Origin of the sequence: Draconibacterium halophilum (assembly GCF_010448835.1) — a bacterium.
GTDB classification, from domain to species: domain Bacteria; phylum Bacteroidota; class Bacteroidia; order Bacteroidales; family Prolixibacteraceae; genus Draconibacterium; species Draconibacterium halophilum.
In genome coordinates this window covers 4384453-4405434 of record NZ_CP048409.1, presented here as the reverse complement: position 1 = coordinate 4405434, position 20982 = coordinate 4384453, and the positions used below count along the sequence as shown (strand labels likewise).

The window sequence follows — 20982 nt, the reverse complement described above, 5'->3', positions numbered from 1 at the left end:
CTTCCTTTTGCCTTTCTACTTTTTCCTTTTGACTTAATCCTTCACTAGGCTTCCCAACGCCAGTAGTCCATAAAACGTATATTCCAAATCGCGTGTTTCATCACTGTCGCCCGAAAGAAAGGCCCCGGCAAGATAATTCATTTGGATAAAATCAAGACAATCGGGAGTTATTAAGCGCAGATCATATTTGGTTTCGGCCAAAGAGAAAAGTGCCACTCCGGTTGATAAAGTATCGCTGAATGGTGTGGTTTCAAAAGCCCTGAACCCTGCTTTTTCCTGGTGAAATTCTAATAAAAGTTTCTGGTATTTTTTGTAGCCTAATCCAAGATCGTAACGAGCAAAACAAAGTGCCGCAACCAAACTGCATGGCGAGTTTTCTTTCACCTTGTAAAAGGGCAGCCAAATGCGTGCCATCCGGTTAAAAAGAAAACGTTTTTTTGTGGTGGCGTCAATGGTTAACGCCAGCAAAAAAAAGCGGTATGAAATATCCATAAAATTGTGCCCCGAGAAAACTTTCTTTAGTAACGAAAACAACGATTCGTTTTTCTGTTTCGTGAGCAACTCCGTTTTCATCAGATTCAACGCCAGCTCTTCAACAGTACTTGATGTTGCTGGCTGTTCCAAGATGTAGGCTTTTAAGTTTTCTGTTTCTGCTTTTTGTCCGGTGGCTAAACTTAGCCAACAGCCAAAAAGCGAGTAGTAAGGATCCGGATTTCCGGCACGGTCGCAAAAGCCACCCGAAGCGTGTTGCTGCCTTTTTATAAATGAACTAATTTCTTCCTGTATTTCGGGCGATAATGTTTCAAATCCTAAAGAAAGTCGCCGAATCAGTTTTTTATAGATCGCGATTTTCTTTGGTTTATTCATTAGTGGTTTCTGTTTTGAATATTTTTCCCATCACTCCGTAAAGGCTCAGGCGTAATTTGGCGTTATTTAGTTTATCTAGTTCCGCGTAACAGCTGTCAACATAGCTTTGCAAAAATGATTTTGCCTCTTTACCAATGTTGGTTTTATCAATTAATTTTCTGAATTCTGCTACCTGTTTAAGAAGAAGGGCAGGCGTTTCTTTATTCTGTTCCGCAAAATGTTTATTCAACAGTGCCAGCAGGAATGGATAATCGCCGGTTTTTTCTTCTGGGTGCTGCTCGTCAAACTCATTCAAATCGTCGCGAATCTGGTACGCAATTCCCATGTAATCGGCAAATTGTTCCAGTACTTTTTGTTCTTGCTTGCCAGCACCACCAACGATTGCTCCCAACAACAAGGCAACTTTTATAGCTTCGCCCGTTTTGTTCTTGAAAACCTCGATTATTTCATCGGGTTGCAGCTGAATTTTACCATCGTTAAAAAGTATATCCACACCCTGACCACGTGTAAGTTGAATATGTGAACTTGCAATAAAACGCAGGCAGTTTATTATGGTTTCATTCGATGCATCGAGGTCGCTCAGTAACTCATAACCTTTGCCAATAAGAAAATCGCCGGCATTAATTGCTTGCGGCACACCGTATTTTGAATGTGCCGTGAGCGTGTTGTATCGCTGGTTGGCATTGTCTTCAATATCGTCGTGAATAAGTGATGCCTTATGGAAACACTCGATGATAAGTGTTAAGGATTGCAGCAATTCTTCGTTATCGTTGTTTGAATAAGCGAGATAACTTAAAGCTGTTAAAAGTGGCCGTATACGTTGCCCGTCAATGAGAAGATATTCTTGTGCAATTTGTTCTGTTTTATCGCGGGCAGGAATATATTTTCCCACATTTTCTTTTGTGAAATAACCCTCTATCCGTTTTTTCAATAGCGACACCGAAATGGGCTGGTGCTTTTTATCTGCTTCATAAGAGCGCATTTCATCCAGTATCCATTTTATGTCGGCGCGAGTATCTTCGCATCCGTCGAAAAGCAGCGGAATGCCAATTACCGGTACTGCCGCATTTGACACCGGCTCGAACGAGCGCTGTAATACCGGCATACAACTCACCCCAATTACTGCATCTATTGATCCTTCTTCTACTAAGCCAACAGCAACCGTTGTTCCTTCGGCCACCAGGTTCGCATAACCTTTCGATTCGGCTTCTATCAGAATATCATCAATGGGACAGGCTTTACATCCGGCACAATTCAGTCCCAGTTCGTCGAACATGCCCTCACATTTTTCTTTGTTGTTTAAACATTGAGGGAGCAACAACAGCCGGCGGTTCATCGGCGTGGCTTTCACCGTTTTTCGCCACGATTCGTTGCCCAGCAAAACCATGGCAAAAGGAATATATTTCTCGGAAACTTCCTGTTCGCTCACCAGTTCTTTTGCCAGTTGCTCCAATCTCAGGATGTTGACAGGAGGACGCAGCTCGAACTTTTCGATCATAGTCGCAGAAGCCTGGCGCATTTTATTACGCACGAACGATTCCTCAGGAACTTTTAATATGCCGTTTGTTTCCTTCATATTAACCATAGGCGCCAAACCCGAAAAATGCCCGTTTTTTAGCAAAGCGATACAACCAGCTTTTTTCGCGAATAGCTTTGGATGAACCATGACTGGAAACTTTTTCCATTTGACTCAGGCGTTCGGCTTCGTTATCTCTGCCCGATGTATCTTTTGCGGCATGTTGTTTTGTATAATTAACCAACCACTGCGGATCGTCCATAACGATGCAGCCCGTGGTTAGTTTTGGTATTTCTGTTTTAAATCCTGCCAGAAAAGTTGAATTGCGGTAAGTACTTTCCAGATCGCCATCGGCCACATTGTTGGTGGCAAACTGAATGACGGGACAAGGTTCGATATCGCCCGATGCATTAATGTGGTGACTTAAACCTGATGCCGCCGGACACAGCCCATTGCCATTTTCATCCCAGTAAGCATCAATAATGGCAATGTCGTATTTCTGGCGAGCATCCACCATAAACTGGCGTAGCTTTTCAATTTGTTCAGCCGAAAGACAAAGTTCGACTGAAGCATCCTGTCCCACAGGGCGGTAAATGTAGTACCACAAATAAAGCACTCCACGATCTATTAGTGATTGAATAAAATCATCGGAAAAAGCCAGATCGATGTTTGATTTGCAAACACTCATGGCTACCCCCGTTATCAATCCGGCTTCGGTTGAATGATCAATTGCAGCTTGTGCTTTTTGGTAAACGTTCAAACCTCCGCGGCGCACATCGGCTACTTCATTGTCGCCTTCAAAACTAATAAGCGGCGAAACGTTGGCTAGTTTACGTAAACGTTCTGCAATTTCGTGGTTCAGTAAAGTTCCGTTGGTAAATAGCTGAAAATAGCAGTCGGAATGTTTCTCAAAAACATCGAACAGCGGTTTATACATGAGCGGTTCGCCACCCAATATCCCGAAAAAGAACGATCCTTTTGCTTTTGATTGGGTGATAATGGAATCCAGCATTTCGGGCGACATACGGGCATTCTGTTTTTTATGCGTTACCCAACAACCCTGGCAATTCAGGTTGCAATCGTCGGTTACTGAAATAAAATGAAATGCCGGGAAAAAATCGCCCTTTTTTATTCGTTTCTGAAAGCGCTGAATACCACGGGCACCTTTTATGCCCATATTATATCCAAATTTATACAAGCATTTTTTATCAGTTTTCAGCAGTTGTTTAAGCATCTCCTTTTTTGTTTTTGAAGCTGTTCTTTAATTCTTCTATGGCTTGTTTTTTCTCTTCTTCGGCCAGTTGAAAGGTGCCCTGCCTGAAAATGTTCTTTCGGGCGTTGTTGCGCTCGCTGAGCATAACAATCAAATTGTCTTTTTGATCGGTGGCTGTAGCTTTTTTATCCTCGGACGGTTCGGCTCCCGATAACGCTGAGTTTTCGGGTAAACGCGGAAAAATAATTGCCGATGCCGGGCAGGTTCGTCCGCAAGCCGGGCAGTTGTTTTTGCACGACAGCGGGTTAACAACCTTCAGGCTTTTTTTGTTGTACGAATACACGCCAAAAACACAGAACCGTGCACATTGTCCGCAAAGGGTGCAGCGCTCTTTGTCGATAACCGGGTACCAGGCCGGAACTTTTAGATCGGTCTTTTTTACTTCATAACTGCTTTCTTCCTGTTTTTTATCAATCTTAACAGCTATTTCAGCAGTAAGTTGTTCAGTGCCGACCTCTCTGAAATTAAACACTTCGTAATTGCTGAGCTGTACTTCGTTCTGCTCAAACATGTTTTTTATTGCCCGCGGATAGCAGGCGGCAATCAGTGTTTTATCGTAATTTTTGTTGAGTTGGTGCAGGAAATCCTTTTCATTCAGCGAGAAGGCACACAGGTCGTGTAGCTCGTATATATCAATACCAAGTGTTTTAAAAGCTTCGGAAAGGCCGGCTTTTTTTTCGTCGGAAATGATACCGGCACCACAGTTGCAATAAATCAGGCAAGTTTTGTTTGTCATTCTTAAAGTAATGGAAAGCTAAATAAGCAAAATTCTACTCAACTTAAAAATGAATGTGATGCGTTAACAATCAGTTAAGAAAGTTAATGGCACCAGGATAAGAACTTGTTTGGCAGTTGAGTATTTTTTGTTGTTTTAAAATATTTGAATTCCTCTGATTGTATAAATGTTCCTAATGAAATACACCGTTGTCAGGAAAAAAAATGCAGACTAACAGATTGCTTCACTGCGTTCGCAATGATATTATTGTCAGTGAGTTAACTTCTAGGAGGGGTTGGTGGGCGGCTAAGCCGCCCACCAACCCCTCCTAGTTTGAAGCCCCTTGAATTGTGGGGCATGACGAGTATCGCGAAGCAATCTTGAAGTTTCTGAAATATTTATAAAGGAGCGAGTTGTTTAAAAACGTTCATTAACAACGTTATTATAAATTGAACCAAAGGTAAACTGAAAGCCTAATTCAAAACGAAATTCATATTCGGTGGCCATTTTTATTCGCCTAAGAAGTACGTCTTCCACCGATGCATTTCCTTTGGGTAGATAAAGTTGATCGTGAATAACATCATACCTGACTTCGCTATACACTGAAAGTTGTCTGGTTATGCGAAGCGACACCTCAGAATCAATTGATAACCTTTTTTTGCTGAAATCATGGAAGTAATGTTTCCCTTCTATTCTGGATTCGATTCTGCCCCACGGTTGAATTATTTCCAGATCCATAACAAGGGCCTCATAAAAAAGATTTTCTTTTGTTTTATCGTAAATGGTAATCTCTTCGTATCGAAAATGGGATGCTCCGGCCACATAGCGAAACACGAATATTTTACGGTTACTAACTGACCAGGGGAAAATATTGTATTCAATGCCGGTTTCAAAACTATATGAATTTTTTGTGTTTAAATATGAGGAGCTGCGATATTCTCCAAATACTCCTCCCGACCAGTGTTGGTTCAGGCTTTTAATAAAATTTGCGGTAATGTCTGAATTGGTTTGATTGTTCTCAAACTTCTCGCCATCGTCGTAATAATTTTCATTATCCATCCGATAATCTCCCTCAATTCTTGTTTTCCATGAATCAGTAACTTTTTGAATTCTTATTTCGGTGTTTAAGGAGAACTCATCCTGACTTTCCTCCTTCTGGATATTGCTACCTACTTCGAGGCTGATAACCCATAAATTCCAGGGATCATCCACAATTTGTGTTGCCGACTTTCCTTCAATTTCTGACAAATCGATTTCTACACGATCTAAAAAATCAGTTTGGGAATAATACTGCAAAACCGCTGTTTTTATGATCTTTAAAAGTCCCTGCCTGGTTTCGCTCCTGGTTTCCGATTGGTCGGCGAGGTATTCGTAATCGTAATCGACGTCCTCAAATCGATTTTGGCCAATGAAGTTGAGAAATATCTTTCGACCACCACTTCCCGTGCGCTGTGTACTGGATAAAATATGTACATCTGCCAGATTGGGATCCCGAACAAAGGAGACAAAGTTGAGCTCCTGTCTCACCAAATTAAAATCACATTCCCAACATTCTAAAAAGAATTTTGGATTTGTAGCTGTACTATCTGATTCTTGTGCATTTGAGCTGGAAATAAAACAGATCAGGCAGAAGATAATTAAATAGGTTCGGTTCAAAAGTCCCATAGTTGATTAGTTAAAAGTGACAAGTTAACAGATATTTAGTTAATAAAGAAACCTTTAACAGATATGCTTCCCAACTTAAAAATGAATGGAATGCTTTAACAACCGGTTAAGACAGATAGGCTTCTTAGTAGCGACGAATAGAATTGATAGATTGATGAGTTGCCAATTAGATTGGGCAGAGGTTTATTGCCAAAAAAAAGACCTTCAGGGCATCAAAAACCTGAAGGTCTTACTATTGTTTTTACTGAGTTTCGAGTATTTAAATTCGTTTGGCTTTACACCTTAAAGCTCTTATTTGCTCATCTCTGCAACGTATTTTTTAAATCGAACCGAGGTTAGTACACTTCTATTTCTATGATTGATTAATTTGCATGCTATTTTCAAACGAAGAGAAAGTAACCCTGGTGCAAAAATTCAAAGTGGAATTATCCTTTAGTTGCTGGCATTGCAGTTGTTGGATTCAATATCTCGGAGCGGGTTAAAAAGTTGGCATCTTTAGAATAAATAAAGAAAACACTTCCCCCATTTATCGTATCAATAACTTTTTTGTTCACATCCATGGGTAACGATGGGCAGCCCAAGCTTCTTCCCAGACGGCCATGTTTTTTAATAAAATCGTGACTTACGTAATCGGCTCCATGCACCACAATTGCTCTTGCCCGTGCGTTGTCGTTAAAACCTTTATCAATGCCGTCCAATCGCATTGAAAGCCCATGTTTTCCTTGGTAAGTTTCTGCAGTAATGTAAAATCCTAAAGAACTGGAATACGAACTTGGCACATTCGAGAACTTCTTCGCAATGTTATTTCCTGAATTTCGGCCATGTGCAACATAGTCGTTAAAAAGAACTTTTTTGGTTTCTAAATCGATAACCCAGAAACGTTTTTTTGTTGATGGCAAACTAAAATCAACTATAGAAAGTATATTTTTTGTAATTTTTTCTGATCCCTTTTTGAGGTTGCTAAAACCCTTAATTGCCGCTGAAAATGCTTCAACAGACGGTAAACTAATTTCACTCTTTTGTAATTCGTTAAAAATAACTTCCGTGGTTGTAAGACGGTTCGAATTGTGCTCGAGTGATTCAGGAATCGCGTTTGCATTATTTATATTCATGCCCATAAACAATAATGAGTAGAACATAAAAAGGGCTTGTAGTTTTTTGTTCATAGTTTATAATTCTTTCTGTTTTGCGTAACTTATATTTACTCTATCTCATCCAATTAATTTAATCGATTATTTCAACTTTTCTGTTGAGCCTCCCTATTGTCAACTTTTATGCCATTTTGTAAGTGGCATTAAATCAGGCAGATGGGGCGGTGTTTAATAAAAAATAATCTATTCTCCTGCTTCTGGTTAGGCGCGAAAATAGAAAATAATATTGAGGGAAAATGTTAACGAATGCAAAAGAAAGGTAATTAGAAAGTTAAATACGATACTTTTTAGTAGGTAATAGAGTTGTGAGAGCAGATTGTAAAATTACTGTAATGTAGTTGTTTCTTGCCATTTGGAAGGAGTATTAAAAAGAGGAATCGACATCTCATCGTAGCCATAAATATCATCCCTAAATTGCAAACGATCCTGCGAATCAACCCAGGCAGTATGATATACAATATGAACGGCTACTGGTTTGTCAAGGCGAATGGTTTTTGACTCTTTCGATGCCACAATCTCTTTAACTTTTTCGTGCGAAATTTGGCCATCCAAAATTTCTTCTGCCAGTTGAAAAGGTTTTTCTAATCGCACACAACCATGGCTAAAATTACGTTGCCAACGGTTAAACAGGTGATCGGCCGGAGTATCGTGGAGATAAATATTCTGGTTATTGGGAAGCATAAACTTTACAAGCCCCAAGGAGTTTGTACTGCCGGATTTTTGCACAATCAGATATGGAAAATCTGAAGCAGATACATCATTCCAATTGATTTTTGTAGCGTCAATTTCGGATTTGCTGAAATATGATCCGGAAACCAACTTAAAGTTTCGTTTAGCTAAATAGTTTGAATCTTTCTTCAACTCAGGAATTATTTCATCTACTGCCATACTGTACGGAACATTCCATTGTGGATTAAAAACAATAGAGGTTATGGTATCCTTTATTGCCGGAGTATAATTTTTATTTGTTCCAACTACCACATTCATTTTTTGCTTTAAACTTTGATCCTGGAAATAGTTAAGCGAGAAATCTGGAATATTAACGATGATATCTCGCGTGCTAATGTTGTCGGGAAGCCAACGTAAACGGTCTAAATTAATTTTAATTTGCTCTAAACGATAATCGAATGATAAGTTCATTTGTTTTAATGTGTTCTTGCCAACAATGCTATCCTGCTCCAAACCGTGTTGAGCCTGAAAATTGGCTAGTGCAACTGCCAACTCGTCGTCGAAAAGGTAATTGGTTAAATAGTTTGGATTGGAATTGTGTAAATAACCTGTGGCAAACAAGTATTTTTTAATTTTTATAACCTCAGGTACAGAATCATTTTTTTCGAGTTTATCCATTAATCCCGGATAAGGCCATTCGCCAGCTTCTTTTTGTTCAATCAGACGCTGCAATGCGTTAGAAAGTTTTTGATATTGAGTAGATTTTGGAGCCAGGTTTTCAAGAGATTCATCGATTTTGCCGTGCAATAAAGATTGAGTTAAATATTTTGCCAGATTTTGTTTGTGTGTAAATATTTCCCAACCTACTTTTAAATGCCCCGGATTTAATCGCCCTGTTGAAAGATCGCTGGCATAATCAATATAAGTGGTGGTTAGAAGAATATCTAATTTCGAGATGTTAACAGGGTTAAAAAGACGATTCTTTTCGATATTTTTAATCTCATATTTTATGTTATCCACACTGTAAAACTTTGGAGATAAACCATGTTGCCAGGCGTTTTCAATGCTTCTCAGAAGTTCAATTCCATTTTTGTGAAGTACTCCATAATTACTCCAGACCAAATCGTTATTGCGGGCGGTATAGAAATCGAGCAATTCGTGTAGGTGTTCTTCAGGAACATTCGCATTTAAGTATTGGTCCAGTATTCTAAGGTCGAGTTTAGCAAAAATACTGCTTTCATTTTCTGAGGCAATCGTTTTGTCAATGGGGGTGTTGTTATAATCTGCCGACAAACAAAATATGTTAAACGCCACCAGTATTGTAACTATTACAGCATATTGCATTTTCTTTCTCTAATTTTGATTTAATTTAAATAATACAAAAGTGGAAATTCAAACCTTGTGCCGCAATACAAATAAATACTGTGTTTTTTACTTTAGGGACTTTTGGGGTCTTGTATAGCGCTGTAGTAGAGAATCTTGATCTTTTGGTTTAATTTATAATCTGTGGAAAGAATTCGTAAGATAATTTGGGGTGATTGTGGATTTATGCGTAGAATTTATGCACAGCTTTAGTGTGATTAGATTGGGTGGCTAAAGCCAGGTGAAAAAATGTTGTACAGAATTTTAACACAACTTAAAGAGCCGTAATTATAAATCCAATACCCGAGGCGGTGTGTATTTTGTAGGTTTGGCTTTAATAAACCGGTAGGTGTGTTTACAAAAAGCGAATATTTTTATACAAGTTCAGCAGGTGACTTTTGTGAGATAAATAAAGTCACCTGCCATGTGGCATTGGTTGGCCTTACTGCATGGGTGCCCGAATTAAAAGCCAAGAACCAGGCAGTGGTTGAATTGGTGGGCGAACGTTATACCGATGAATCGGGCAAACCACCTTTAAAATGAAGGATGCCCGCAAACAACTTGATGCGGCTTACCGTAATGTTGCCAAATTGGTAGATGCTTTGATTTTTGTTCGTGGATCGGAAGATTACGACGCTTTTGTGAATGAGTTAAACCAGCGTATAGAAAAATACAACAATCGCCTTAGCCAGTGCGATGGGAGAAATAAGAAAGATAATGATCCGGAGGAGGAATAATGTTCAGCTTTCAAGACCTTCAAGGTTTTTCTTACCTTGAAGGTCTTCTAATTTTATTTACACATCTCCGCAAAATACTTGTAAAACAGCGGAATGGTTTTTATGCCTTTGTAAAACTGCTCCAGCGGGTAGTTTTCGTTGGGAGAATGAATAGCATCTGCTTCCAGTCCAAAGCCCATTAATACTGATTTTATTCCAAGTATCTTTTCAAAAGATGAGATAATTGGAATACTTCCACCCGAACGAACCGGAACCGGACGCTTACCAAAAGTATCGGTATAGGCTTTTTCTGCTGCCTGGTAGGCCGTAATATCAATTGGGCAAACATAAGCCGGACCACCATGCAACGAGGTAACCTCAACTTTTACCGATTTTGGGGCAATACTTTCAAAGTGCTCTTTAAAAAGTACAGCTATTTTTTCGTGATCCTGATCAGGTACCAAACGCGATGATATTTTTGCAAAAGCTTTCGATGGCAACACGGTTTTAGCGCCTTCGCCGGTGTAACCACCCCAAATACCACACACATCAAACGACGGACGAATGCCGGTGTGTTCGCTTGGAGTAAAACCTTTTTCGCCTTTTAGTTCTTCAACGCCAATGGCTTTTTTATAAGCTTCCTCGTTAAAAGGCGCTTTCGCCAATAAAGCACGTTCTTCGGCCGAAACTTCCTGCACTGTATCGTAAAAACCCGGGATGGTAATCTTGCCATTTTCGTCAACCATTTGGTCGATCATCGAGCATAGTACGTTAATCGGGTTGGCAACAGCACCACCAAATAAACCTGAATGCAGGTCGCGGTTAGGGCCGGTAACTTCTACTTGCCAGTAGGCCAGTCCGCGCAATCCGGTTGTAATCGATGGTATATCAGCAGCCAGCATCGATGTGTCGGAAACCAAAATGATATCGGCTTTTAGCATTTCTTTGTTTTGCTCGCACCAAAGGCCCAGGTTTGGCGATCCAACTTCTTCCTCACCCTCAATCATAAATTTTACGTTGCAAGGCAGGGTGTTTGTTTTTACCATCAGCTCAAAAGCTTTGGCGTGCATCATTCCCTGACCTTTATCGTCGTCGGCTCCGCGGGCATAAATCTTTCCATCGCGCACTTGTGGTTCAAACGGAGGCGTGTCCCATAAATCAATGGGATCAACCGGCATAACATCCATGTGGCCGTAAACCAAAACGGTTGGCAGCAACGGATCAATGATCTTTTCACCGTAAGTAACCGGGTTTCCGGCGGTTTCATAAATAGTGGCTTTGTCAGCTCCGGCTTCCAGTAATGTTTTTTTCCAGTATTCGGCAGCTTTGTACATATCCGGTTTGTGGTCGGCAATTGAACTGATTGACGGAATGCGGATCAATCCGAATAATTCCTCCAAAAACCGGTCTTTGTTTTCCTCTACATATTTATTAATGTACTCCATAACTTTTAATTGAATTTTCCTTAACTATTTGAGCTTGAAAAATAGTGTTTTACGCAGGATTAAAAAAGAGGTTTTGTCATAATAGGATAACATGAAAACTGAGTTGTTTTGCACCGTACTTCAGTGCGGTGATTTCATAAGCAAACTAAAATTGGCTTTAGCCTTTAAAAATCATCAGATTAAAGGCTAAAGCCAAAAAATATCAATACCTAATTCAGACACCGCACTGAAGTACGGTGCAAAAGATATCTGCCAGAATCAAACAAAAAAAAGGGCGATCAAACGATCGCCCTTTTTTGTAATTATTCTGTTTTTTCTTTTCGATGCAGATAATAGCTAAATCCCCAGCGAATATCAAAGTTATCGCTAGGAAAGACAGAGCCATTTTGTGTATAGTCATCCCGGTTTTTGACATCCCTGTAGGCAAACCACAGATAAGTGCTGATATTGGGACTTATGTTCCAAATCCCTTTTGGGCCAACTGAAAATGATGTGTATTTGGAATCGTCAAAGATGTAATCGCTGCTTAAAGCAAAATTAGCCGTTGACTTTATAGAAACTCCGAATTTTTCTTTGTTTAAAAGGTAGGCTTCAATAGTTGGCCCTACTATAAACTGACTGTTTTCAGGATCATAAGTCACTTTCGAATCTTTTAGTTTCTCATAAAACACTTTAGCCCCAACCGATAAATTGGGTAGTACAAAATAGCTACTGTGGGCACTTACGGAAAAAGTACTGGTTCTTTTTTCACCATTGTTGTAAGATTTTGAATAAGTACCAGATCCGCCAAACTCAATCGAGCCTTTCTGTGGTTGGGCTGAGACTATACAAGAAATAAGAAAAAAAAGAATTAAAAATAATAGATGTGTTTTCATGGTTTAAAAATTATTGAATTATTAATTGTTGTTTATATAGTTCATCATTGTAGATGAGATGTAAAAAATACGTTCCGGGTTCTAAGTCGCTTGTTTTAATATTCAGATTTAATGATTTGGATTTAATTGATTTTCTTATTGTTCCGTTCTTATCCAAAATTAGTACCAAATATTCTTTAATATCTTTATCAGTATCTTTTTTGTCCTTTTTTAGTTTAATCTTATTTTTTGTTAAGTTAGGTTCCTCTACTTCTGAGTCTATAAAACTAAGTTCTACATAAGAACTTGCCGGGTTGGGAAACATTGTCATAAAGTACCCTCCACATGAGATTACTGATACTCCCATGTCTGCCCATCCTGACCAACCGCATGAATTATGGGCTCTCAATTTTACATTAAACGAACTATAGCTAGCTGGATGAATAGTTGCCCTTGATTTGTCATCATAAGGATTCTCGATAGTGATATAACCACCAGTTACATCCCAATCCCACTCATCAATATATGGATCGCCATCAATAAAAGAGGCTTCAACGAGATTTGGATCACCGTAACAAAACTCTGATTTCGGGAATCCGATCATCGCGTCGTTTAATCTTATGTTCATTGGATGCATGTCACCAAACCATACTTCCTTAATTGCTTGATTGCTTGATTCGTAGTTTGTGGCATTAGCTTTTACCTTAACGTTCCCATTCCCAGAGCCACTAACTGGTTCATAGACTAGAACTGAAGTTTCAGTGCCTGTGTAGGATGTAAGGTATTGTCCGTTTTTATATATCTTTACGCCATCTGTTGCATTCCACGTAAATGTTTCGCTTGGAGTGTCGTAAGAAGTTGCAGTATATGTGGTATAATTGTTACAAATAATATTACTCCCCGAGATTCCAGGAGTATTCAATTTCCGTTGGATATATATAGTATCCCATTCACTATATCTACTTCCGCAGTCGTTAGCGTTTGGGTTATAAGTTTGGTATGAAATCCAACCGGGTTGATCTCCAGATATGGAATACGAGAAAGTATAAAGTTTCATACCAATCGATAGTTTTTCTGAACGATTAATCAATGAGATGTTAGTAGATCTCTTGTCAAAATATGTAACACCATCTATGCTACTTAAGAGAACATCAAATGTGTTATTCCCAACTAAAATACTTTTTTCACGTTGTCCCATACCGAAAGCGGGAGGAGGAACAATCTGGATATTAAAATCTTGGGTTTGAGCTGCATTTAAAATAATTCTTCCATAATTGGAATTATTATTTGATCAACGGATTGTAAAAGTATCTGTACTATCCGTTACATCTATTAATATAGACGTACTATCACCACTAAATAAATATGAGTCTGTAGGCTCAACAAATACTCCATTTTCCACTGTGAAAAATTGGTCATTTCCATAATAGCTGGATTGAACTGTGTATTCAATTTCCTGTCCCGGACATACATCTTCGTAATCAGGAAGGACAATTTGAGAGTAAGAGAAACCAGACAAGCATAGTAACAGGCTTGCAATTGAAAGAAAAAATAAATTTTTCATTGTTTTAAAATTAATAAAGTATGCTATGCTGGAGAATATGAGTAAAGCGCGCGTCCAGGTAACATATGTATAACTAAGGTACAAAGCCCCCTGTTTATCATATGATAAATGTCATTAATGCTTTATAGCACAAAACAAAAATAATTGAATTGGTTTAGAAGTTTTGTTCGAAATCCAGACAGAAAGCCCAGTTCCGTATTGGTCTTAAAATTATAGGTCGCATTGTTGGTGCACAAAAAAGGGCGGTCAAACGACCGCCCTTTCAATAAGTTTATCACAACTTAATTATACCGATGTGAAATCAAATTGAGTCTTTAACTTTTCAATCGGCATTAACCATTGTAATTTCAGTGCTTCACTCATGGCTCACACTGAAAAACAATTGGTATTAGTCAACAATAGCTTTAAATTTAGCATTGTCGAAATATTTTGCGAATTCCATATCAGTTTTGGCTACGTCTTTCAAACCGGCATTCATATCAACAGCAGCTTTCAGGCTGTCGAATAATAACGATTCTTTTGCAGTACGTGCACCAATTACAGCTTTGAAATATTCTGTCATGTAGCAACCTTCAAGTGTACAAGCGTCAAGATCTTTTACAGCTCCGTTGTTGTTTCCGGCCAGTAATTTTGCCAATCCTGAGTTTACATCAGCAAAGCGGTTGAAGTATTGAACAGCTCTGTCGTACTCTGCTTTTTTAATGCTCACAATACCCATGTTGTAACTTACGGCATCGCCGGCACCTGCAGCAGCTCCAAATAAAGCTTCAGCACCGTCAACATCGCCTTCAGTTAAAGTAACAGCACCAACGTTGTTTTTAACGATAGGCTCGCTGTTTGCCAGTTTCTCGGCTTTCTCGAATAATGGTTTTGCATCAGCATATTTGTATTGTTGAACCATTATATACCCTGCGTTGTTTGGTCCTCTCCAGTCGTTCGGATATATTTTCATGAACGAGTTGTATACTGAAAGTTGTTCGTTAAGATCTGCGTACAAAGTAGCAGCATAAAGCAATTCTGCAGGATTTAATGATGCAGGATCAGCTTTGGCAGCAGCTTTTAATTCGGCATCGGTTTTACCAATCATATCAACGCTGGTAGTCATTTTTGCACGACGCAACTCCGGAAGAATCTGATCAGCAACTTCAGTGAAGGTTACACTTAAGTTACGGATTTCACGCTCACGAACCTCAGGATCGTTGTACATAGAAAGTACGCGCAGAATCAGTTCTTTGTCTTTAATATTCGACTGCTCCAGTAATTCTCTAAAACCGTCCCAGTCTTCAGGTGTGTATTTTGTTTTCAACTGAACATCAACACCGGCTTCTTTTAATTTTTTAGCCAGGAATGCAGAAGACGTTTCTTTACGTTTTGCAGCAAGGTCGGTATTCAAATCAATCTCACCATCAGGAGAAGCGTAAGCAGAAACTTCCACATCTTTCAGGTCGATTCTTTCTTCTTCGTTTGCTTTTTTAGTGTAATCTTCCAGTGCCGTAACTTCACCTTTTGAAGTTTCTTCTCTGCGAAGGTTCGAGCGGTTGATCAGGTATTTAATGTCTGCAGTCATTTCATCAGGAACAATGCGCTGGAAAGCGTCGATGCTTGGATCGTATTTTCCGCTGTTGTTAGCTTCGCGCTGAACACCTAAAATGGCTTTAGGGATCATAATCACTTTTTCGCTGGTAGCAATTACGCCATCAGCAACTTTTATCGGCTCAAAATCAACAGATTTAGCACCTTGAGAAGCTTTGATGTTTACGTAAAGCTCCGACTTAGCCATGGCTTTTTCGTAATCAACAGCATCTTTGTAACTTACATTACCTCCGTTGTAGCTAATTACTTTATTGTTGGCTTCAACGTTTTCACCCTGAACAGATACCGGTTGATAAGCGGTTTCGCCACCTTCGTATTTTAGTACCGGCGTGGCTGTTAAGGTTACTTTTTTATTGAAGTATTTGGCGGGGAAACGGGTGTCGATTGCTAAGTCAACTTCACCGGCGTGTGCTTCAAGCACCTCCGGAGTAACTTTGAAGTTAATTTGATCGGCATTTTTCTTCATTTTGTTAAGTCCGGAACATCCAGACAGTAAAACCGCAACACCAACAAACAAGGCGTAAGGTTTAAAGTTGATTCTTCTCATAACAGACATTATTTACACTTAAATTAAAAATTCACATTCGGCAGACAAAAATAGAAAGCTTTTTAATATTTGAAAGCTGCAGGCCAAGTTTTTATCCTAATATCAGACGGTTTACCCCTAATTTATAATCGCTATTGAAAATAGCGGTTTTTAATCGCTGATAATGGTCAGGATTTTTGACAAAATCGATGCCATTAATGTCAACAATCAGAATGGGAAAGGAGGAAATTTGTTTAAAAAAGTTAAAGTATCCGACTTCGATTTTTTTCAGGTAATCAGAATCCATGTTTTGTTCATAATCCCGACCGCGCATTTTTATGTTTTCCATCAGGCGGTCGACATCTGAATGGAGGTAAACATACAAGTCGGGTTTGGGCATCGATTCAAAAATTATATTGAAGATCTGTCGGAAAAGATGGTACTCGTCTTTTTTCAGTGTGTTTTCGGCAAAAATTGCTGTTTTGGCAAAATAATAGTCGGCTACCATAAACGAATGAAAAAGATCGAGGTTGAGTACTTCGTTTTTTATCTGGTTGTAGCGGTCGGCCAAAAACGAAAGTTCGAGCGGAAAAGAATAGCGTTCTTTGTCTTTGTAAAACTTTGGCAGAAAAGGATTATCGGCAAATTGCTCCAACACCAGTTTGGCGTTGTAATCTTCGGCAATCATTCGCGAAAGTGTTGATTTGCCGGCTCCTATATTTCCTTCAATAACCAGAAATTGCATCGTTTTTCAACATAAAAATTCCCGGTAACAAATCGTGCTACCGGGAATCCAAAAGTAGTATTTATTGATTGAAAATTTGGGCTTGTTCGTAATAAATATTTTCGCGGATTATGACTACGTGTTAGAAGCCTTGACTAACCCCGTCATTTATGGCGGGGCTAAAATATGAATGTGAAAAAGGATTAAAAGGGAATTTTGTAAGTTTTAAATTACAAAATTCCCTTTTAATCCTGAGGTACGCACGAACTTAAAAGTCCCCAACCTAAAGGATGGGGTTAGTTATTTCTTAGCCCAACAATACGCCTATTCCGCCAGTGTTTGAATGCCCATATTCCAAAGTGTAAAACCAAAAATATCGGCATATTGCTCGATGGTTTTGCTTACCGGAGTTCCTGCTCCGTGTCCGGCATCGGTTTCAATGCGGATAAGAACCGGATTGTTGCCGGCTTGTTTTGCCTGCAATTCTGCCGCAAATTTAAAGCTGTGAGCCGGAACAACACGATCGTCGTGGTCGCCGGTAGTTATAAGTGTTGCCGGATAAGCAACACCCGCTTTTACATTGTGTACCGGAGAATAGCCTTTTAGGTAGTCAAACATTTCCTCACTGTCCTCGGCAGTCCCATAATCGTAAGCCCAGCCTGCACCGGCGGTAAAAGTGTGGTAGCGCAACATATCGAGTACGCCCACTGCCGGAAGTGCTACTTTCATTAACTCGGGGCGTTGTGTCATTACTGCGCCAACCAGCAAACCTCCGTTCGATCCTCCGCGAATAGCCAGGTAATCGCTCGATGTATAGTTCTCTGCAATCAGGTATTCGGCAGCGGCAATAAAGTCGTCGAACACATTTTGCTTTTGCATTTGAGTACCTGCATCGTGCCATTTTTTTCCGTACTCGCCACCGCCACGCAAATTAGCCACGGCATAAACACCGCCTTGCTCCAGCCAAACAGCATTGGTAACCGAAAAGCTTGGTGTAAGACTGACGTTAAAACCTCCGTAACCGTAAAGGATTGTTGGATTCTTACCATTCAACTCCGTACCTTTTTTGTAGGTAATAATCATCGGAATTTTAGTGCCGTCTATCGAACTGTAGAAAACCTGTTTGCTTTCGAAATTGTTTGGATTGAAGTCGATTGCAGGTTTGCGGTATAGTTCTGATTCTCCCGTTTCAAAGTTATACTGGTAAATGTTTCCCGGTGTAATGTAGTTGGTGAACGTGTAATACATTTCTGTAGCTTCTTTTTTCCCGCCAAAACCACCAACCGATCCTACACCCGGAAGTTCCACTTCGCGAATTAATTTCCCGTTGTAGTCGTACTGGAAAACTTTCGATACCGCATCAATCATATACTCGGCAAAGAAATAACCGCTTCCGGTTGACGGGCTAAGTACGTTTTCGGTTTCAGGAATAAAATCCACCCAGTTTTCAGGAGTTGGATTACTCGCGTCGGTGATAACCACTTTCTGATTTGGTGCATTTAAATTGGTAACCAGGTATAGTTTTGTGCCTACATTCTCGATAACATAGGTATCGCTTTCGTCGGTTCCAATTATCGTAATTAGTTTGCTATTTGGTTTGGTCAGGTCTTTTATAAACAGTTTATTTCCGGAGGTAGAAACACTGGCAGTAATTACCAGGTAGCGATTATCATCGGTTACACCACCACCTACATAACGGTGCTTTTCTTCGGGTGTGCCGCCAAATATCAGTGCGTCTTCACTTTGCGCGGTGCCCAGTTTGTGATAGTACAATTTATGCTGATCGGTTTTTGCCGACAATTGGCTGCCTTCCGGTTTATCGTAGCTGGAGTAGAAGAATCCTTCGTCGCCTTTCCACGAAATTCCGCTGAATTTAACATCAATAAGTGTGTCGCCCATTTGTTCTTTGGTGTCGGTATTCATAATAATTACCTTACGCCAGTCGCTGCCACCTTCCGAAATGGAATAGGCTGCAATTTTGCCGTTCTCCGAAAAGCTTAAAGCGTCTAACGAAGTGGTTCCATCTTCGGCAAAAGTATTCGGATCAAGAAAAACTTCGGCTGTAGATTCATCCTCACCGGTTTTAAAACGGTAAACAACGTATTGGTTTTGCAGCCCGTCGTTTTTATAAAAATAGGTCCAGTCGCCTTCTTTAAACGGCGCACCTACTTTTTCGTAATTCCATAACGACGAAAGTCTGTCTTCCAGTTCTTCGCGGTAAGGAATCTGGTTCAGGTAGCCAAAGGTTACTTTGTTTTGTGCTTTTACCCATTCGGCGGTTTCGTCCGAGTGGTCGTCTTCCAACCAACGATACGGGTCGGCCACTTCAACACCAAAATAGGTGTCTTTTACATCTCCTTTTTTTGTCACGGGATATTCCAATTTTGGTTTTTGTTCAGTACAGGCAAACAAAACGATTGATGCCAATACAAATAAAATAGTCTTTCTCATATTGCAGTTGTTTTTTCACTAAATAAATAATTCTTGATTACAATTTCCTTGACATCAGTCATGCGAGTGCCGGAAAGGTAACAGCTTCACACAGTTTATTGAATAAATCTTACATTAGTTTTTTCTCGTTTCTGATCTTTTTGTCTTTTAAATGACCCCAAACGTAAGTAGGCAACAGCCCGATGGAAAAACCAATGAGGAACAGTTCGAGTTTAATATCGGCATTTAGTTGCATGAGCCCGTAGCCAAGCAGCGAGCCTCCAATAATTCCAAAGAATGAAATAAGGTAGGTGAAATAGTATGGCGCGTAAAAACCGTGCTCTTTCTGCATGTGTTTTGAAAGGCGGGAGATCAACCGGTCGTAATTGCGGCGATGTTTGCCAACGTGGTTTACGGCCTGCTCGATGGTGTTTACGGCTTCAGCAATATCAATTTGTTCTCTTTTGCAAACGGGGCAGGAATTCGAAAAATCATCGACACGCGAAATATTGCGTTTAAATTCGTCGATACGGAAAAAGCGCAGGTCTTTATCCCTTGAATCTTTTAATTTTTCGTCTATTGTTTGTTTTAAATTTTCTGACCAATTGCCCATGTTTTACAAATTTTGTGGCGAAGTTAGTGAAAGGAATTGGAAGTTCAACGACCTGTCATTTCGAAGCGCAGTGAGAAATCTGTTTCACTTTGCAGGTTACAGGTTTTTAGTTTCGGTGCTTCAGTGCTTCATTTTCTGCGTCCGAAGACATAATATAATGACCATCTTATAGAAGAGGAAGGCTATCTTCTGTCAGCGAATGGTTCTCTGCCGCAAGATAACAATCATCGGATAACAGAGAAAGGCTGTCTGGTATCCGAAAAGAAAGCCTCCATTGAATATAGTGTGTAGTCATCACCCGAGCTTTAGTCGGGAGACGACTTTGTGAGAATAAAAAAACGCCCCACCAAAAGGCGGAGCGTTTACAGCTAAAAAATCTTCATCAAGAGTTGTATACATCTAATTCTGATCATAGCTATTTAATTGGGCTTGAGATTTACTAAATGAAGCAAAAACAAAAATAGAAAGTAGAATAATTCGAAGGTTTTTCATGGTATTATAATTTAATTTTTACTTGAACACCGAATTTAAATTTAGTAATGTCGTCTTTATTGAGAAAATTTGTATTAAGCTGGTGTTTTATGAAAAATGTAAAATAAAATGGCGATAGTGCGTTTAAATTTTGGTTTTGTAATCCAAAATAATAATCACAAATAAACCTATCATCTTTATAATTTAATGGTACATCGCGCCATTCGTTATCTGCTGTTAATTTGTTTCCTCTTGATTCTCTTTTAATCTTCACATTAGTCCCTATATATAATCCGGTTCTTAATAAAAATCTTGATTTAAAAAGTTTGAATGAAGGGAGATCTGTAAGAATAGGGAACGATAGTTCGTGAAACCATGTTCTTCTGCCATAATAGGGGTGGGTTGATGTAACTTTTCCGTATTGGTAGTTTATACCTATGTAAGTATTCCAATCTTGGGTAATTGGGTAACTCAAAAGTATTTCGCTACCTAAGTTAAACGGGGCAGTAACATCGCCCAAACTTTTTCTATCTTCAGTCGGTAAGTACTTGGTAAAATTAGCACCCACTAGAAATGAAATCTTTTTAATTGTTGTCTTTTCTGCAAAGTTTGTTGAATCATTACTAATATGATGCCGGTGAAAAGCCAAAGAATGATTTGCACTAAAGGTTAGTAAGACTAATAAAGATGCGCTTAATAGTAATCTCTTTAAAGATTTTATTTGTATCATTATTCTTGTTTTTGGTGGCTTACAAAATTTATTGTAAGGGTTTATAATGGATTAAAGCTATAGAAAAGTTTTTAATAAAACTTATGTTCTCCAGGATT

18 protein-coding genes are annotated in these 20982 nt (G+C 39.4%); 2 read left to right on the top strand and 16 right to left on the bottom strand.

Annotated features, from left to right (window positions below):
• Positions 1-33: 33 nt before the first annotated feature.
• The 7 genes from G0Q07_RS17920 to G0Q07_RS17890 form a co-directional block, all read right to left on the bottom strand.
• Complete coding sequence (locus tag G0Q07_RS17920) at positions 34-867, bottom strand: prenyltransferase/squalene oxidase repeat-containing protein (protein WP_163348443.1); 834 nt, start codon at positions 865-867, stop codon at positions 34-36.
• Positions 860-2533 (bottom strand): polyprenyl synthetase family protein, encoded by a 1674-nt coding sequence (locus G0Q07_RS17915; protein WP_163348442.1) that lies wholly within the window; start codon positions 2531-2533, stop codon positions 860-862. Before G0Q07_RS17915 ends, G0Q07_RS17920 begins: the two co-directional genes overlap by 8 nt.
• Positions 2445-3617 carry a radical SAM protein gene (locus tag G0Q07_RS17910; protein ID WP_163348441.1) on the bottom strand — a complete coding sequence of 391 codons (1173 nt, stop codon included), beginning with the start codon at positions 3615-3617 and terminating at the stop codon, positions 2445-2447. The genes G0Q07_RS17915 and G0Q07_RS17910 overlap by 89 nt, the downstream gene beginning before the upstream one ends.
• Positions 3610-4392, bottom strand: coding sequence for an ATP-binding protein (locus tag G0Q07_RS17905; protein WP_163348440.1), 783 nt, complete (start codon positions 4390-4392; stop codon positions 3610-3612). The genes G0Q07_RS17910 and G0Q07_RS17905 overlap by 8 nt, the downstream gene beginning before the upstream one ends.
• 396 nt (positions 4393-4788) lie before the next feature.
• A complete protein-coding gene (locus G0Q07_RS17900) occupies positions 4789-6036 on the bottom strand; it encodes a hypothetical protein (RefSeq protein WP_163348439.1) in 1248 nt (415 codons plus the stop codon).
• Positions 6037-6461: 425 nt separating this feature from the next.
• Positions 6462-7202 (bottom strand): murein L,D-transpeptidase catalytic domain family protein, encoded by a 741-nt coding sequence (locus tag G0Q07_RS17895; RefSeq protein ID WP_163348438.1) that lies wholly within the window; start codon positions 7200-7202, stop codon positions 6462-6464.
• Between the two features lie 309 nt (positions 7203-7511).
• Positions 7512-9200 carry a L,D-transpeptidase family protein gene (locus tag G0Q07_RS17890; protein WP_163348437.1) on the bottom strand — a complete coding sequence of 563 codons (1689 nt, stop codon included), beginning with the start codon at positions 9198-9200 and terminating at the stop codon, positions 7512-7514.
• Between the two features lie 369 nt (positions 9201-9569).
• On the opposite strand from G0Q07_RS17890, the gene G0Q07_RS17885 reads away from it, so the two are divergent.
• On the top strand, positions 9570-9761 hold the full coding sequence (locus G0Q07_RS17885; protein ID WP_163348436.1) for a DUF6261 family protein: 192 nt from the start codon (positions 9570-9572) through the stop codon (positions 9759-9761).
• Positions 9758-9955 carry a DUF6261 family protein gene (locus G0Q07_RS17880; RefSeq protein WP_163348435.1) on the top strand — a complete coding sequence of 66 codons (198 nt, stop codon included), beginning with the start codon at positions 9758-9760 and terminating at the stop codon, positions 9953-9955. Before G0Q07_RS17885 ends, G0Q07_RS17880 begins: the two co-directional genes overlap by 4 nt.
• 53 nt (positions 9956-10008) lie before the next feature.
• Here G0Q07_RS17880 and G0Q07_RS17875 read toward each other — a convergent pair whose 3' ends face one another.
• The 9 genes from G0Q07_RS17875 to G0Q07_RS17835 form a co-directional block, all read right to left on the bottom strand.
• Complete coding sequence (locus G0Q07_RS17875) at positions 10009-11379, bottom strand: dipeptidase (protein ID WP_163348434.1); 1371 nt, start codon at positions 11377-11379, stop codon at positions 10009-10011.
• A 302-nt stretch (positions 11380-11681) separates the two neighbouring features.
• Positions 11682-12254, bottom strand: a complete 573-nt coding sequence (locus G0Q07_RS17870; protein ID WP_163348433.1) for a hypothetical protein — start codon at positions 12252-12254, stop codon at positions 11682-11684.
• A gap of 10 nt (positions 12255-12264) precedes the next feature.
• Positions 12265-13431 carry a T9SS type A sorting domain-containing protein gene (locus tag G0Q07_RS17865; protein ID WP_163348432.1) on the bottom strand — a complete coding sequence of 389 codons (1167 nt, stop codon included), beginning with the start codon at positions 13429-13431 and terminating at the stop codon, positions 12265-12267.
• A gap of 93 nt (positions 13432-13524) precedes the next feature.
• A complete protein-coding gene (locus G0Q07_RS17860) occupies positions 13525-13797 on the bottom strand; it encodes a hypothetical protein (RefSeq protein ID WP_163348431.1) in 273 nt (90 codons plus the stop codon).
• 388 nt (positions 13798-14185) lie between these two features.
• Positions 14186-15937 carry a tetratricopeptide repeat protein gene (locus tag G0Q07_RS17855; protein WP_203532602.1) on the bottom strand — a complete coding sequence of 584 codons (1752 nt, stop codon included), beginning with the start codon at positions 15935-15937 and terminating at the stop codon, positions 14186-14188.
• Positions 15938-16028: 91 nt separating this feature from the next.
• On the bottom strand, positions 16029-16661 hold the full coding sequence (locus G0Q07_RS17850; RefSeq protein WP_163348430.1) for a deoxynucleoside kinase: 633 nt from the start codon (positions 16659-16661) through the stop codon (positions 16029-16031).
• Positions 16662-16964: 303 nt separating this feature from the next.
• The gene (locus G0Q07_RS17845) at positions 16965-19091 is read right to left on the bottom strand and encodes a prolyl oligopeptidase family serine peptidase (RefSeq protein ID WP_163348429.1); all 2127 of its coding nucleotides are present in this window, start codon (positions 19089-19091) and stop codon (positions 16965-16967) included.
• Positions 19092-19200: 109 nt separating this feature from the next.
• Entirely contained in the window at positions 19201-19683 is a 483-nt protein-coding gene (locus G0Q07_RS17840; RefSeq protein WP_163348428.1) for a SoxR reducing system RseC family protein, read from the bottom strand.
• Positions 19684-20179: 496 nt separating this feature from the next.
• On the bottom strand, positions 20180-20884 hold the full coding sequence (locus tag G0Q07_RS17835) for a hypothetical protein (RefSeq protein WP_163348427.1): 705 nt from the start codon (positions 20882-20884) through the stop codon (positions 20180-20182).
• Positions 20885-20982 lie beyond the last annotated feature (98 nt).